The organism is Listeria sp. LM90SB2 (genome assembly GCF_028867355.1).
GTDB classification, from domain to species: domain Bacteria; phylum Bacillota; class Bacilli; order Lactobacillales; family Listeriaceae; genus Listeria; species Listeria monocytogenes_B.
The window spans coordinates 779,836-795,914 of the sequence record NZ_CP046449.1 but is presented as its reverse complement, the minus strand read 5'-3'; the positions used below and the strand labels follow the sequence as shown (position 1 = coordinate 795,914).

Here is a 16,079-nt window from a genome sequence, read left to right as displayed (position 1 = left end):
ATTTAATAACTTAAATCATTTCCATTAGTTTCAATTACTTTTTTATACCAATAGAAACTTTTCTTCTTCAAACGTTTATAGCTATTATCTTTATCAACATCAACAAAGCCATATCTTTTCTCGAAACCTTCACGTGTTGAATAAAGAGCTATTATTCACTAAGTTAGATAAACGTTTATGTCACAACCTTCTTCAATGGCTTCTTGCATACGCGCAATATGTGAGGCCAAATAATCAATTCGGTACGTAGAATCAATTGTCTAGCCCCGTTCGGTTGTTTGACAATATGGGTTTGGTGCTTTGATTCCGTTCCTTTTTACAAACAGTAATTTTGAAGCCTGACTCATCCCCAAAAGCATCAAAAATAGTACGATTTCATACGTTCTTCCGCGTTAAAAAAATTCCAACGACTCCTCCTATAAGGATAATCGGTGCTAATCTGACAAACAACCATTCAAATGTATGAAAAGCTACTCCGATAACGCTAGTTTCAGGGTCACTATAATCCCAACCTAAGTAAGGACTATTTAGTATTATAAAGACCGCTGAAATTATTGCTATAACGGTACACAACGAGACAAATAGCCAATAAAGCATTTTTTGTCTGGCGGTCTTTCTTTGTGCAAGCTGTAAGTTTATAATCTCCAGTTTTTCGGAGATCGCTTTTACGTCATCAACCTTTGAAACCATAACAGTTTCTCCAAGCAAAGTGCTTACTGGTGTTTCAAGCACTTCCGATATGGAGATTAACATATCAGAATCAGGAACTGACAATCCTTGCTCCCATTTAGAGATTGTTTGTCGCACCACATTCAGTTTGATGGCAATTTCTTCTTGCGAAAGTCCTTTTGATTTCCTGATTGCTTTAATATTTTCGTTTAACATTAGAGATACCCACCTTTCTTCCAGTTGTTATCACTATTGTATGAGAACTCGTCCATTGCTACAAGCAACGCATATTAACATTCAAACTTTATAGCCACGATATGCAGTTTTGTATTTACTATCACATCCATAGTACCTTTCAATCATAAAAATATTATTTTGCTTTCTTTAATTCAGAATAGGACGTAAAGTTATTTTTTGCTGGTATACCGTTTTTAGTTGGTATCTCTTTAGCACATTACCCTTTTAAAATAGGCAGCCTAGTTCTAATATATTTCAGCTATGCTTTTGCTTTTTACGCCAGAAGAATAAACTAAATGCGACACATACTGCTATTAAACCAAATACACTATACAGCACACTATCCCAAAGATTATCCCCTGTAGTTGGTAGTTTTATTTTTCCTGCTACTGTAGGTTGTGTCTTTGTTACCTTTAAATTTCCAGGTTTTGCAACGTGAGTCTGATCTACGCTAGGTGTATTTGGAATGTTTGGTTGGTCTGGATTAATTGGTTGAACAGGTGTTACTGGTGGTGCTGGAATAACTTTAGCTTTTACAGTTACATTAATAGTCACAGCTTCCCCGGAAAAACTATAAGTAACCGGATAAACACCTGCTTTTGTCGTGTCTACTTTCCCTTCTACTTTTACATCATCAAAGGAAACTGCAGCTCCAACAGAATTTACTGCGCTATCAAAATTATCCTCTGCGCTCCATGTATCTCCTACGTAAATCGTGGAATCATGCGCTTTAATTTTTGCAGGTACTGCATTATACACGTAGGTGACTGTTTGTGGATTTGTTTCAAAAACGCCGCTTGCATTGGCTGGTAGCTTACTATTATCTAATGTAAATCCAGTAATTTCTTTCGCTTTTGCGTGATAAGAATCATCTAGTTTTCCGGTCAAAGTGTCAGAAGTAGTGATTTCGTTGCCGTTTTCATCTACGTATTTTACTGTGACAGGTGCGCCTTCCATTTTTTTATAGACATACGTGACAGATAGTGGCGCGTAGTCAAAAGTGCCCATCCCATTGGTTGGTAATTTGGAAGTATCTAATTCGTACCCATCAATTACTAATTCGTAGTCAGGCGTTGTTACATCATAATCATCACCTACAAATCCACTAACTATCTGTGGATCATGAATCGTTTTTCCATCTTCATCTACATAGTTAACTGTCAAATCACCAGCCACCGTACTTGCCATGCTGATACCAAAAGTTACTTGGTTTTGTGGGTTGTTCGGCGCATTATCAAGTACAACTCGAATATTATGATAGCCTGAGCTGAAACTTTTCAAAGAAATACTAATGTCAGAATTTAACTCACCTTCGTAAAGTATTTTACCAGAAGACTCATCTGTAATTGTTACCTCATGACCTTCAAAAAGTTCCCTATCTAACATAAACTCCGCATGCAAATCAATAAAAGTAGAACTGCCAGAAAGAAAAGGAGTAAGCAATGTATCATTCGTTACGTTGCTAAAATAAGTGGTTGTTGCCGTCAAATGCCCACTATATTGAGGTGTAGTCGCTGGATAAATAAAAGTTGAGTAGGAGTAAATACTTGGTTCCGGCTCTCTACTATTAATGGTCACTTGGTTACCTGATACATTTACTTCATTTGTTCCTGTTCGATTTTCGTATAAGCTCAAAGGAATTTGGCCAACCAGTTCGTTGTTCTGTAACGCAATTGACGAAATCTTTCCAAGTCCATCAGGAATTTTTCCAGTGAATTGATTGTAGTCTAATCGAAGTTCTGATAAATTCGTTAATTCCCCTAATTCAGCAGGAATCTCTCCTGATAGCTTATTAGAATATAAAAGCAATTTTTCAAGAGATACTAAATTTTTAATCTCCGGTGGTACTTCACCAGTAAGCGATTTATTACTCAATGAAATGATCTTAATTTTAGCCAAATCGTCAAATGTTAAATCCACACCGACCTTTTTAGGCGCTAATTGTCTGTTTACTTCATTAATCAACCACGTCTGCCCTCCTAAATCTTCCGAAGTAACAATATCGGTTGCATTATTTTTCAAATTAACTTGTTGGTTTGTATCCATTGTTGATTTCAATTTTGTTGTTTCGATTTTGGATGCCAACCCAGAAAGTGGGTTAACCCACACAAAATTTAATGACAAAACAACAGCGGATAGGCATAGAAACGCTTTTTTCATTCGTGTATAACCTCCAGTAATATTTATTACTCCTAAAATTATACGCTAAACAGCCACTCAAAAACGCCTTCCTAAGTAGCAAAATTTCCTATTTATGAACATTTCTTGAACGTTTTATATCACAAAAACAGTATTTCATTCCATTTTCAAGTAATTATTTTTGACACATTTTCACGAATAAAAACGAAAATAATTTACTATAAAAAATCTAATTAGCAAAGTTTCAAAAACACGAAAGTAATTGATATTACTTATTTTCAATTAAAATACAACTCAAAAAAAAAGCGTTTCAAAAGATAATTCCAACATTTTCAAAACATCCCAAATCATCGAAATCCACTTGAATTCAACCTCGTTTTTGGATAAAGTTACACTTTTATCCATTTTTACAATTTTGTCAAAAAAACGTCACAATTTAACAGCTGGACACAGCTAACGAAGTCTAATTTTAGCACTCTGATAATGTGAAATCATATTATTATTGACTGATGAATATTGAAAATAGTAGAAATAGTACTTTTCACATCTGCTCTATTTGTTTGAAGAAATAGAGTTATATAATAACCACAAAAAAACCGACAAAATAAATTGTCAGTTTTACTTTAAAATAAATTTATTATCTTTTGAGAACTATTTAAATCAAAAAAACTGCAACAGAATGATTCCTCATCCTATTACAGTCTAGCATTAAGATTAGCTAAATGTGTCAGTTGGTACTTTTCTCGCTAGGCACATAATACCTGCAATAACAGCAAGTACACCTGGAACGATCCATAGTAATCCTACTAAGAAGAAACCTACAACACCAGCTACTAGCGTCAAGATACCGAATACTTTAGCATTGCGTTTAATTAATACAGCAAAAACAATCAAAGCAATACCAAGCACTAAAGCAATTATAGAGAAAATTACTGTTAAACCACCTGCAGCAGCAAGTGCTTCAGAGTCAGCAGCAGTCATCGCAGTTGCGTTAGATAATTCTTCACTGCCAGAAAGAGCAGCAAGTAAACCTCCGCCCGCGATTCCAGTAATACCAGCAATAATACCTGTAATTCCCGCAATTAATGTTAGAACAAATTCTGATTTTCTTGGATTCATTATGATATAAACCTCCCTTTTAAAATAGTCATTTATTAGTATAACATTAATTTTGCTAGAAAATGTAGACATTTCGTGTATTTTATTGCAATTATCTTTTTATTGTACAATTTTAATAAAAAAAGACCTTTCAAGTGAAAGGTCTCAGATATCTTCACGTTCTAGCCATAAACTAAGGAGTACATCATTTTCTTCTTTAATATCTTCTTTTGTCATTTCGGGCTTAATATCTACTTTTTCAAGAATTTCAAATTGAATGGTGTCAATACCATATTCCTTTGCTTCTTTTGCCATTTCTGGTGGCAGCATATTTCCCGCTCCAATTTTCACTCCGAAAGCAAGTTTATTGGCGATTCCTTTTAAATCCATTGTGTTATCAATTAAGGATTTACCACTTTTTGTACTGATAAAACGGTAAACGCCGGCATCGGGAGATTTTTCTTTGTATGCACGAATTAGTTCTTTACGATTGTCTTTATTCAATTATTTCACGTCCTTAATAACCTGCTTCTTGTAATAGTTTGCTTAATGTTTTGAGGCGTTCGCTGAGGAGTTCATCATCATTTTTTAAAACTTGTTCGAACAATTGCATGTCCTCATCGATATATTCGTTATCTTCACAAACAGCAATAGTCAGCGCATCTCCTTGCAAACCGATGCGATCAAGCGTAGGATTTTCTTTGTCATAAAAATGAGGTAAGCGGTAAGCATCTTTGAAATGGACTTTGGTTCTAGCAATTAAAATGGCCAAATCAAGCACACGGTGTAGCGGAAGTTCTTCGGATTGGCGTGACCATTTATCACCAGTATGACGCCATACTTTGGCTGAAATATCTACTTTACCCCGATCATTCCACTGTGCAAGTCCGAGCGAAAGTCCTTTCGCATCAGAATGGTAAGCGTTCTTGCCATCTACTTCTTCATAATTTTCAACAACGATTACTGGTTTATGTTTTAAGGTAGTTGGAATCTTCATAAGATTTCTCCTTTTAATTTTTAGTAATTTACTAAATTAGTATATTACTAATTTTATAAAATGTAAAGAAAAACTTTCCTAATTACTCGGAAAGTTCGTTTTTCATATGTAATTGTTGAAGTCCATCTGACAATCCGACTTCGATGGTACGATTGTTCGTTACATTCACTATTCCTGAGTCTGTTTGATACGTACCTGTTGCTGGGAGAACGTAATCATCTAAGCCAGTCATCTCACCATTTTCTACAATTCCAGTAATATACCACGGATGGCCTAAGAGCTCTTCCGCTTCTTGAAAATGACCGCGCCGAATAAACGCTCGAATGTTGGTGGAACTTATTTTGGTTTGATTTGTTTCAATAACCGGGACAGATGTGACACCAATATCATAGGGCTTGCATAGGTCCCGGAGTAAATCTACGTCAGAATCGCGCCCTTTCCCAAAATTAAATTCAGAACCAACGACGATATGCGATAAATTCAAATTGGTTAAATGGTCTCTGACAAACTCTTCTGGTGTCGTTTCCGCATACCGAGGTGTGAATGCTGTTTCGATTAAATGATCGACACCGTAATGCGCGAGCCAACGTTCTTTTTCCATTCTTGGTGTGAGCATTTCGCGGTATATTTCGATTTGTTTTAAAGCCCAAAGCGGATGTGGACTGAAACTAATAGCGGTTAATATTTCATTTTCTTTTTTTATGGATAAGGCTGTATTTAAAATGGTCTGATGGCCGATATGTACCCCGTCGAATTTGCCGATTGTTAAAACTGCGGGGCGGCTATCTTTATTTGGTTCGAGTGTTACGTGTGATACTTCCATTGGCTGATTTCCCCCATTCCTCTCTAAGTTTATAGTATAACAAGGGCGTCGTGCAAATTTATTGATTACATAAAAAAAGACCTTTTCTAATCTCGAAAAGGTCTTGAATACTTTATTCTACTGTGACACTTTTTGCTAAGTTTCTTGGTTTATCGACATCACAGTCACGGTGAAGTGCTGCGTAATAAGCTAATAATTGACACGGGATAACGCTCGCTAGTGGTGTTAATAATGGATGCACTTGCGGAATAACAAAGCGGTCACCTGGTTGCGCAACGTTTTCCATTGCAAATACACAAGTTTTTGCTCCACGCGCTAAGACTTCATTTACATTTCCGCGAATATTCCAGTTGATAGATTCTTGCGTGATAAGTGCTAAAACTGGTGTGCCATCTTCAATAAGCGCAATAGTACCATGTTTTAATTCCCCACTTGCAAAACCTTCTGCTTGAATATATGAAATTTCTTTTAGTTTAAGTGCTGCTTCCATCGCTACGAAATAATCGATGTTTCTACCTAAGAAGAAGGCGTTACGAGAAGTCGCTAAGTATTCGCCCGCAATATGTTCGATAACTTCTTTACTAGAAACCATTGCTTCCATTGCAGTTGCAACGATACCTAATTCAGCAGCTAAATTAATGCTAAGTGCTTCAGCATCACCAATTTCGCGACCAAGTGAAACTGCAAGTACTGCTAAAACCGAAATCTGTGCGGTATATGCTTTTGTTGATGCAACCGCAATTTCAGGTCCAGCATAGAGATACATCGAATGATCCGCTTCACGGTCAAGCGTAGAGCCTGGTACGTTCGTTAATGTCAGCGTCCGGTAACCAAGTTCTTTCACTTTTACAAGGCATTGGCGGCTATCAGCTGTTTCCCCACTTTGGGTAATGAAAATGAATAACGGCTTTTTAGACATTAGCGGTAAATTATAACCAAATTCACTAGAAACATGTACTTCTACAGGAATTTTCGCCATTTTTTCGATTAAATTTTTTCCGACTAAACCAGCATGATAGCTCGTACCACAAGCGACAATATGAATACGGTCAGAAGATAAAATTTCATCAAGAATTGTTTGATCGACATTGATTTCCCCAGCTTCATTTTGGTAAGCTTGGATGATTTTACGTGTTACTGCTGGTTGTTCATCGATTTCTTTTAACATATAATGCGGGTATGTGCCTTTTTCGATGTCAGATGCATCTAATTCAGCAGTGTAGCTCGCGCGGCTAATTTCTTCCCCTTCTAATGTTTCTAATGTAAAACCGTCTTTTGTAACGATAACGATTTCTTTATCCATAATTTCCACGAATTCATCTGTTTCTTTAAGAACAGCCATTGCATCACTTGCAATAACGTTGAAGTTTTCGCCTTTTCCGATTAGTAATGGGCTTTTGTTTTTTGCTGCGTATAGTGTTTCTGTATCGGTTTGGTCAATTAAGCAGATCGCGTAAGAACCATGAAGTAACGATAACGCTTTTTTGAATGCTTCTTTAGTCGAAAGTTCTGCTGCAAAGAGTTCAATAAGCTGAACGATTACTTCTGTATCCGTATCACTAACAAATGAATGATTTTTTAAGTATTCTTCTTTTAAAAGGGTATAGTTTTCGATTACGCCGTTATGAACCATTGTAAAACGACCAGATTTGCTTTGGTGCGGGTGGGCGTTTTCGTGATTTGGTTTACCGTGCGTTGCCCAGCGTGTATGTCCGATTCCTGTTGTACCGAATGCATCACTTGGTACAAGGCTCGCAAGGTCTGCAATCCGTCCTTTTTCTTTAACTACTGTTACTAGGTCTTTGTTTTGCAAAGCGATTCCCGCAGAGTCATAGCCGCGGTATTCTAATTTTTCAAGTCCTTCTAATAAAATGCCTTTTGCATTATTTGTTCCAATATATCCAACGATTCCACACATAGTAAAACTCCTCCAATAATTAACTTGAGGGCAGACTTATCCAATTTCAAGCCCTCTACATTTTTTGGTTTCCTTGGAGGGTAAAAAACATGTTTCATTACTACTCTGTCCACTTGGTCACCCAAGTGATTTGTAAGTAAGACTTAACGACTGCATGCACAGCCGGGAGACTCCCGCCGAAACTTCGATTAATCTCCTCCTCGTCAACTGACTGTTTACTTTTCAGGGATTTCACCTTCAAGTATTTTCGTCCCAATCAGTTCTGGCGCTTCTATTTAATTGTACAATCCTCCTTCACTACTTTTCAAGGAAACAAATTCATTTTACAATAATATGTATACTAGGTCAAGCATTATATATAGCCGTTTGTTTAAAATTGGTCTATACATTGACAAAAAATAACAAATGACTAATAATATAGTTATGATACAAAAAGGAGCGAGCTGAATGGTTTTTGCAAAAAAATTAGTTGCTAGTATTGCTGTTTTCATTTCACTTGGATTCATTTATTTCCGAGAAAGTACAGCTGTCGCATTTGAAAGTACAAATACTGCTTCCTTTCTTCCTTCTACCGGAGATGCGTTTTCGGTTTGGCCGATTGTTATTGGAGTGGTGCTTGTCGCGCTTGCTGTCGTCCTATTTATTAAGAAGAAAATATAAAAAATCGTTTGAGAGCATGAGATATGCTTTCAAACGATTTTTTTATGGGTGACTTAGGTAAATGGCTTGCTTTCCCATAGCAGACCAGCCTTCTTCAAGTACACTTCTTTTTACGGCACGGTTTTTATGTCCATATGGGTCATTAATATAAAAATTGTTTTTATCGAACCCAGTAATTACCACACTGTGCATCGAATACGTGATTTTCTTTTTACCTTCTTTTGTTTGGACGGTTTGCCAGTTTTTGGGTGCATGGTAGTCGGTGGTAGTGATAATCCATACTGGTGCGCCTGTGCTGAGTACAGTAATGATGTCTTGAATGCTATTCCCGCTAATATCGTGGACGTGTGCTTCGTTAACGTATTTAGCGGCCAGATTAGCTATGGGAGCATGATTCACGCCTAGACCAGGGCTATCGCCGCTAATGCTCCCAACAAATGCTTTATCCGGATTACCGTGTAAACCATTTTGTTCGATTGGTGTTGTTGGGAGATTATTCGCTAACTCATTTTTCGTTACACGCTTTCCATTGAATTGTAAGAGCATTGCTAAACTCGTTACTTCGCAGCCATTAAAAAGCGTAGGAGCATCCATTTGATTCACTAGTGGCACATCTAATCTTACATTAAAAGGTTCGTTGTCTAATTTATAAACGACTTTGGCGCTTTCGAGTTTGACGGTTGGTGAATAAAAGGTATATTTCGTATTTAGAAGGGTCAAACTAAATATACACGCTGTAATGACAAGCAGTGATTTTATCCAAATTCGCATTATACATGCTTCCTAGACATTTTCTGCTAGGACTGGCTCTCCTGGATCTTTTGTTTCTGATTCTGGCTCTTCTGTTACTTCGACCGCTTCTTCGCTCACTTCGGTATTGAAGTTGGCGATATACCCTTCTAATGAACCGGAAATTTTTTGCATTTCTTCGGAGATAACAACTAGCTCGTCCACTTTCATTTTGTTTACTTCTGCGAATTCAAGTGCAGCAGTGGATTTTTCACCGATTTGATTGGAAATTTCTGTTACGTCGCTAATTGACGTGTTGACTTCTTCAATTCCCGCAGCCATTTCTTCGGTTTCTTGAGATACATTTTGCATTTGAGCGGAAATATCATTGACACGATTGAGTAAGTCTGTGAAAGTTGCTTCCGTTTCAGAAATGATTTTTTGGCCAGCTTCTGATTCGGAAAGACCTGTGTTCATTACTTCGATAGTAGTTTTTGATTCTGTTTGAATTTTTTTCAGAACAGTATTAATGTCAACAACAGCAAGTCGTGATTGTTCAGCTAGTTTGCGGACTTCTTCGGCTACGACTGCAAATCCACGGCCATGTTCACCAGCACGAGCAGATTCGATTGCCGCATTTAGGGCAAGCAAGTTGGTTTGGTCAGCGATATTTGTAACGGTATCCAGCGCTTTTTCCACTTCACCAACGCGGTTAACTAATTGAGAAACAACGTCTGTACTTGAACGCATAACGCCGCTGATACGATCCATTTGAGACACGAGATTATTGATAACGGCAATGCCATCGTTCGTTTTTTCTGCGGAATCTTTTGTTAGATCAGATACTTTAAGCGCGTATTCAGCCACATTTTGAACGCCGCCAGTCATTTGATCCATTGCATCCGTGCTTTCTTTCATGCTGCCGATTTGTGTTTGGATCTGTTCACCCATCATTTTCATTTCGATGTCCATTTCTGTTGTCATTGCAGAAATAATTTCCGAACTAATAATAACGTTGTCACTGGAAGATTTAACGTCTGTAGAAGCTTTTTTAACGTCTTCAATCATTAATCTTAGGTTTTCGCTCATTTCATTCAAGTCGTTTGTAATATCACCAAGCTCGTCTCTACCGTTATAAGTGCTGCGGTACGACAAATCTCCACTAGCTACTTTATGTACAGCTGTTTGCAAGTGTCGGATTCCTTTTAGAATCACTCTTGTAATATAAGCGTTAAAAATGAATAGAGAAATTAGCACGGCAATAATAACTGCTGTGAATATGATACTGATTTTTACACCAAAGTCAGAAATTGCTTGAGAAGAATTTTCGACTTCTTTGTAGTTCATTTCATTTAAAACGTTTAATTGTTTAGTTGCATCGTCAAATTTTGTTTTGACGTTTTGGTAGTATCTGTTTTGCGCTCCAAGTAATTCTGCGTCGTCTAGTGCGCTTGATGTGTCACTGATTACTGAGGATGCGGATGATTTCATGTCCGCTAGTTTTTCTTCAAAGTACGCTAATTGTTTTTTATCTTCTGCTGTTAAATTGGCTTTTTTGAAATTATGAATTGCTTGGTCATTTTCGGCATAAAGATCATCAATATCTTTTATAAGAGCTGATTTTCCGTTAATAGTGTCGAACATGGTCAGGATGTCGATATTGATTTGCGCCATGTTTGTTTGGATTTTTGCGATTTCTTTCATCGGTGCGACATTATTATCAACCATATTATCTGAAAGTGTTGCTACATGACGAAAGCCAAGAAAGCTAGTCGCGCCAAGTCCGATTAACATGATGGTCGTTATAACAATATTGATGCTTAATTTTGTTTTCAATTTACGATTTTTAATTAAATTCACCCATTCCACACTCCTATTCTCTAATTCTAATTTATTATCTCATATTTTTTAAAAAAACTCCATATTTTATTGTAAAATAATTAGTTTTAATAAAAAAACGTTATAATAATTAGCGAAAATCGGCATGAAACGGGTGATAATGTTATTTTTTTATTTATTTTTTATAAAAATCTGCGTAAAATGGTTTTAAGTGGTGGCATTTTTGCGAAACGATGGTCTTCTAAGACTGATTGGATTTCGAATTTAGTATAACCGAGCGCTTCGTCCATCACGATTTTACCAGGTAGTGGAGCGGCTGCACTGTCCACGGAAACGTCGATGATTACTGGCTTCGTTGCTAGTTTAGCGTTTTCGAAAGCAGCTTCTAGGTCCGCCATTTTTTCTACTCGGAAACCAATTCCTCCACAACTTTCGGCGAATTTTGCGTAATTGATGTCTGGTAGATCGATGGCGTAGTTTAGTTCACCAGCTGATTGTTGTTCATATTTAATGAATGAAAGTTGTTGGTTGTTTAACACGACGACAATCATTGGCATGTTTAAACCTACTGCAGTGACGAAATCTTGCATGACCATGGAAAAGCCTCCATCACCGACGATGGCGATTGCTTGGCGGTCTGGGAATGCTTTTTTGGCAGCGATAGCTCCAGGTAAACCGCAGCCCATAGTACCAAGCCACGCGGAAACGATAAAGTCATTTTGTGGGGTTAAATGTAAATAACGAGTGCTCCAAACAGTTGCAGTTCCTACGTCGATAGAGAAAATGGCATCTTTATCAGCGATTTTTTGGATGTTCGCCATCACGACTTCTGGGGCGATTGGATCGGTTGTTTGTGCGATGTCTTCTTCTAACCATTTCCACCATTCTTGCATGTTTTCTTGGCATGCTTGAAGGAATTTACGCTCTTCTACAGGTGCGGTTTTCGCGGTTAAATTACCGATGATTTCTGCGGCATCGCCAACTAAACCAACTGTTGCAGGGAAACGTTTGCTGATTTTGGCTGGGTCAATATCGATTTGGATGCAGTCGGCTTTTTTTGGTAAATAATCGCTATAAGGGTAATCATTCCCGAACATTAATAGTAAGTCAGTTTCTTGCATAGCTTCATATGCTGGTTTGGTTCCGATTTTACCAAGGTTTCCGAGTGCATTTGGATGGTTATCTGGAACAATGGTTTTTGCTGGTAAGGAATGAATAATCGGGATTTTCAATTTTTCTGAGAAGGCGATTAGTTCTGGTCCAGCGTGTTTAGTCCCTAATCCGGCTAAGATAACTGGTTTTTCCGCTTTTTCAATCCGTGCTACAGCTTCCTGTATTGCCGCTTCATCTAGTTTTGGATTTTCTTGTTCGAATTTGACTGTTTTTGCTTCAAGGCTCGCTTTAATTACTTGTGACGGGATATCATTTGGAATCGTTAGGACAGCGACGCCTTTTTCTTTATAAGCGGTGCGGATTGCTTCATCAACCACATCCGCGAGTGTTTCGGCATTATCAATTTGTTTATTATACACGGCAACATCTTCAAAAATCGCTGGTAAATTGACTTCTTGGAAAAAGCCGGTGTTTAAGACGTCGGTTGTCACTTGCCCAGCGAGTACGAGCATTGGCACATGATCCATTTTTGCATCATACATGCCGTTTAGAAGATGAATTGCTCCGGGGCCGCCGATAGATAATGCGACACCAATTTTGCCTGTTAATTTGGTATATGCTGCTGCGGCTAGTGTCGCCACTTCTTCGTGCCGAACGTGAATAAATTCGATTGCTTCTTGTTCTTTTCGTAAGGCATCAACTACTGTATCAATCGAATCACCAGGTAAACCATATACGTGGTCAATCCCCCAATTTTTTAATGTTTGTACGAGTGTTTCACTTGCTTTTACTTTTTTCATTTTACTTTCTCCTCCCATGGATGTTTTCTCTAATGTCCAATAGTTTTCGTTTACCCTGTTTTTAAAAGAGTATTCATAAAAGAGAATTGACGAACTATTCAGAAGTGCTTATAATGAAGGCAAGGTGGTGATCAAAGAGATGCAAACAAAATTGCACTGCTCTCGACTTTCTAACAATGGCTTTAGGATTGTTTAGAAAGTAAGAGTGAAATAAACTCTTCAATCCTTCAGCTAGTTTAACCAACATTTAACTATTAAAGGAGAATTATAATGAAAGAGTTTATCGAGCCATACCAATATAATTTTATCAAAAATCAATTAGCCAATGTTTCACGCGCATACCGGTCCGCCAATGATACTTCGACTTTGAAGGCGTTAAAATCGTTAACAGAGGAGAAAATCAATGAACTATTCCCGGAAAGCGTGCTAGAGGAGCATAAGGAACTGTTTAGCGAGCTCCATGCGATTACTTCAACCAAAGAAGCAGAGCCGTTTTTAGATGGGTTAAAAGCCTATGTGATTCCTTTCGCGCCACCTAGTGATGTGAAACTTAAAAAACTTTTTGCGAAAACGAAAAAATTAAAAATTCCCGCCTGGTCTAAACTAGATTTGCGCGACTATACTTTTTACGGCTGGAATGATATCGCTCAGCAACGTAAATATATCGTGACTTACGAGGACGGAAATTTGGTCGGCGTACAAGGAACTATTTCGACAGAGATTCAAAAGGGTGTTTGTTCGATTTGTCACTCGCATTCCAAAGTATCGCTCTTTATGGCGAAAACGAAATCTTCGAGTGACGGCATTTATACGACAAATGGTAATTACATTTGCTACGATAGTGATGTGTGTAATCAGCAAATAAAAACCCACGAAACGTTAGATGAATTTATTGAGGTTGTTAAGAAACGCAAATAAAAAACAGAAAGTCTCTCATTTTTTTGAGAGGCTTTCTGTTTTTTATTTAATCGAATCTCGCAATTTCTGACGTTGTTTATCCATCCATGTTTCTTCCGGAAATTCACTTAGTAAGTTGTCGGCGAATTCCGCTAGGTCATCTCCTACAACGGCTTTTAATTCTAGGTTGTCGGCTGCGGCGTTTTCGAACATCTCGAGTACATTCTTTAGGATTTCAAACATCCCAGCGCCTTTTGCAAAGTTCCATAAATAGGTTTCGATAGCTTTCATTGCGGTTTTGTAATCTTCTGGCAAAGCGGCTATTCGTTTTTTGTACTGTTTGTAATCTCGTTTTTCTTCGCGGTATTTTTTGTACCAATTAAACATTACGCTTGCCCTCCTTTAACCTGCATGATTTTTCCTTGAATAAAATCCCAACGCTTCCAAAAAATAGCTAGTTCTTCTTCACCAGCTGGGCTCAATGTGTAAAATTTTCGTGGTGGACCTAATTCTGATTTTTTCTTTTCTATCTCGACTAATCCTTTTTTCTCCAGACGAACGAGAATGGTGTAGACGGTTCCTTCGACGATTTCATCAAAGCCTAGGTCATTGAGGTATTTGGTGATTTCGTAGCCGTATGTTTCTCCTCTAGAAATCCGCTCCAAAATCATTCCTTCTAAACTACCTTTGAGTAACTCGGTTAGTCCTTTCACTTGAATTCACTCCTCTACTAGTTGTTACTAGGTACAAGTATATAGTAATACAAAGTAGGTTAGTTGTCAACCTGTTTGTATAAAAAAACCTGCTCTCTTTGGCGAGAACAGGTTTTTTCTATTGAAAAAGTACTTCTTGATTTTGTTTCATCGCGTTTAAATTAGCAATGTTAACCGTTAAAAATTTCTTTTTCGGAGCTTCTAAAGTTTCGAGCCATTCGTTTGTTAATTTTGTTGCGATTTCAGCTGCTGCATCGTTTTGGCAAATGAAGCCGATGTTTTTGTATTGGCATTTCTCATCAAGATTAGCGTAGTGGTATTCTTCGCTTTCTTCGGGATTGAAAATGTCCATATAAAAATTTCGATTGCCTTTGAGGAATTGCATGTGGGTATCATTTGAGTCTACTAGGTTGAAATCGCGTTTGGTGAACTGATTGATCGCTTCTGATTTTACATGTGATAGGTCGAAGCTTACTTTTGTGCTTGGTTTTTCTAGGTTTTGAAGCTGGCTTGCTTCAAATGATTTAGCTGCTTCTTGGTCGGATGTGAATGCTTGGAGCTGTTCTTCGACACGATTCATTTTAGTTTCAAAATCCAGTTCGTTTAGGAGATTTTCGGTTTGTCTGATGACGTTAATTGCTTCTTCAAATTGGTCATTTTTTATGTAGGAAGTCACTTTTTCGGCTGCTTCAATTTTGATTTCTTGTTGCATTGCTGCAGTCATATCGCGCCATGATTCCCACTTTTGTTGCCAGTTTCCCATGGTTTATTCTCCCTTACCCAATAATTTTCGTTAAATAGTTTTGCGTTTCTTTGAATGGTGGTACGCCGCCATATTTGCGAACATTTCCTGGCCCAGCATTATAAGCTGCTAATGCCAGTTTGAGATCGCCATCATATTTTTTAATATAACCTGCCAATTGTTTTGTTCCAGCGTCGATATTAGTTGCTGGGTCTGTACGATTCGAGCCGTACATCAACTGCATTAAACCTGTTGCACCAGCACTTGATACAACGTTCGGGTTAAAATTGGATTCTACTTGGATGACTCGTTTGATGAGTGCTTCTGGAACGCCATATTTCGCGGCCGAAGTTTTGATTAAATCACTATATTTTCCTTCATTTTCCGCACTGATTGGTTTGATTTGGTAGTTGTTCCAGTTAGTTGATTCACCTGTTGATGTAGTGGGAGTCTCGGTTGTTGTGCTTGAAGCAGACGCGGCAGAATTGGTGTCGGATTGATTGATTAATGCTTCATATGCTTCTCGAGCGCGCGTAAGTTCGGCATCTGTGACAGTTTGTACACTTGTTGTTTTGGCAGTTGTGGTTTCATTTAAGCGTTCGTTTAATTTTGTTTCAAAAGTGGTAGCCGATTGTTTCGCTGCTTCGAACGCGCTTTGAAACTCGGCTTGTCTAGCACTTATTACTTGTTCTACTGGATTCATCC

The 16,079-nt window shown here is 37.8% G+C and carries 16 protein-coding genes and 1 pseudogene; 2 read left to right on the top strand and 15 right to left on the bottom strand.

The genetic code is table 11. The features are described 5' to 3' along the window. Positions 1-2: 2 nt before the first annotated feature. From GL301_RS03875 to glmS, 8 genes and pseudogenes are all read right to left on the bottom strand, one after another. Positions 3-320: pseudogene (locus GL301_RS03875) on the bottom strand (family 1 glycosylhydrolase); the annotation flags it as partial. A gap of 55 nt (positions 321-375) precedes the next feature. Then, complete coding sequence (locus tag GL301_RS03870; protein ID WP_010958799.1) at positions 376-885, bottom strand: helix-turn-helix domain-containing protein; 510 nt, start codon at positions 883-885, stop codon at positions 376-378. 276 nt (positions 886-1,161) lie between these two features. Next, complete coding sequence (locus GL301_RS03865) at positions 1,162-3,066, bottom strand: MucBP domain-containing protein (RefSeq protein ID WP_010958798.1); 1,905 nt, start codon at positions 3,064-3,066, stop codon at positions 1,162-1,164. 693 nt (positions 3,067-3,759) lie between these two features. Beyond that, entirely contained in the window at positions 3,760-4,164 is a 405-nt protein-coding gene (locus GL301_RS03860; RefSeq protein WP_003721851.1) for a DUF4064 domain-containing protein, read from the bottom strand. Positions 4,165-4,308: 144 nt separating this feature from the next. Further along, complete coding sequence (locus tag GL301_RS03855; RefSeq protein WP_003724462.1) at positions 4,309-4,647, bottom strand: GIY-YIG nuclease family protein; 339 nt, start codon at positions 4,645-4,647, stop codon at positions 4,309-4,311. 13 nt (positions 4,648-4,660) lie between these two features. Further along, complete coding sequence (locus GL301_RS03850) at positions 4,661-5,140, bottom strand: DUF6530 family protein (RefSeq protein ID WP_003727187.1); 480 nt, start codon at positions 5,138-5,140, stop codon at positions 4,661-4,663. A gap of 82 nt (positions 5,141-5,222) precedes the next feature. Continuing rightward, positions 5,223-5,963 (bottom strand): FAD synthetase family protein, encoded by a 741-nt coding sequence (locus tag GL301_RS03845; RefSeq protein WP_003724460.1) that lies wholly within the window; start codon positions 5,961-5,963, stop codon positions 5,223-5,225. Positions 5,964-6,075: 112 nt separating this feature from the next. Next, entirely contained in the window at positions 6,076-7,881 is a 1,806-nt protein-coding gene (gene glmS, locus GL301_RS03840; RefSeq protein ID WP_003727189.1) for a glutamine--fructose-6-phosphate transaminase (isomerizing), read from the bottom strand. A gap of 447 nt (positions 7,882-8,328) precedes the next feature. Between glmS and GL301_RS03835 the strand changes: the two genes are divergently transcribed. Next, positions 8,329-8,541: an LPXTG cell wall anchor domain-containing protein gene (locus GL301_RS03835; RefSeq protein WP_003724458.1), complete on the top strand. Its 213-nt coding sequence runs from the start codon at positions 8,329-8,331 to the stop codon at positions 8,539-8,541. Positions 8,542-8,583: 42 nt separating this feature from the next. Here GL301_RS03835 and GL301_RS03830 read toward each other — a convergent pair whose 3' ends face one another. The 3 genes from GL301_RS03830 to GL301_RS03820 all read right to left on the bottom strand — a co-directional run bounded on the left by GL301_RS03830 (position 8,584) and on the right by GL301_RS03820 (position 13,022). Then, positions 8,584-9,312 carry a C39 family peptidase gene (locus GL301_RS03830; protein ID WP_003731042.1) on the bottom strand — a complete coding sequence of 243 codons (729 nt, stop codon included), beginning with the start codon at positions 9,310-9,312 and terminating at the stop codon, positions 8,584-8,586. 12 nt (positions 9,313-9,324) lie between these two features. Further along, the gene (locus GL301_RS03825; protein WP_003724456.1) at positions 9,325-11,130 is read right to left on the bottom strand and encodes a methyl-accepting chemotaxis protein; all 1,806 of its coding nucleotides are present in this window, start codon (positions 11,128-11,130) and stop codon (positions 9,325-9,327) included. Between the two features lie 161 nt (positions 11,131-11,291). Continuing rightward, complete coding sequence (locus tag GL301_RS03820; RefSeq protein ID WP_003734437.1) at positions 11,292-13,022, bottom strand: pyruvate oxidase; 1,731 nt, start codon at positions 13,020-13,022, stop codon at positions 11,292-11,294. 270 nt (positions 13,023-13,292) lie between these two features. On the opposite strand from GL301_RS03820, the gene GL301_RS03815 reads away from it, so the two are divergent. Further along, on the top strand, positions 13,293-13,940 hold the full coding sequence (locus tag GL301_RS03815; protein WP_003724454.1) for a FusB/FusC family EF-G-binding protein: 648 nt from the start codon (positions 13,293-13,295) through the stop codon (positions 13,938-13,940). A gap of 42 nt (positions 13,941-13,982) precedes the next feature. On the opposite strand, the gene GL301_RS03810 is transcribed toward GL301_RS03815, so the two are convergent. The 4 genes from GL301_RS03810 to GL301_RS03795 all read right to left on the bottom strand — a co-directional run bounded on the left by GL301_RS03810 (position 13,983) and on the right by GL301_RS03795 (position 16,077). Next, entirely contained in the window at positions 13,983-14,306 is a 324-nt protein-coding gene (locus GL301_RS03810) for a DUF1048 domain-containing protein (protein WP_003721841.1), read from the bottom strand. Continuing rightward, a complete protein-coding gene (lftR, locus tag GL301_RS03805; protein ID WP_003721840.1) occupies positions 14,306-14,632 on the bottom strand; it encodes a PadR family transcriptional regulator LftR in 327 nt (108 codons plus the stop codon). Before lftR ends, GL301_RS03810 begins: the two co-directional genes overlap by 1 nt. Before the next feature lie 118 nt (positions 14,633-14,750). Beyond that, positions 14,751-15,395, bottom strand: a complete 645-nt coding sequence (locus GL301_RS03800; protein WP_003727192.1) for a hypothetical protein — start codon at positions 15,393-15,395, stop codon at positions 14,751-14,753. A gap of 13 nt (positions 15,396-15,408) precedes the next feature. Further along, positions 15,409-16,077, bottom strand: coding sequence for a lytic transglycosylase domain-containing protein (locus GL301_RS03795; protein WP_003727193.1), 669 nt, complete (start codon positions 16,075-16,077; stop codon positions 15,409-15,411). Positions 16,078-16,079: the final 2 nt, after the last annotated feature.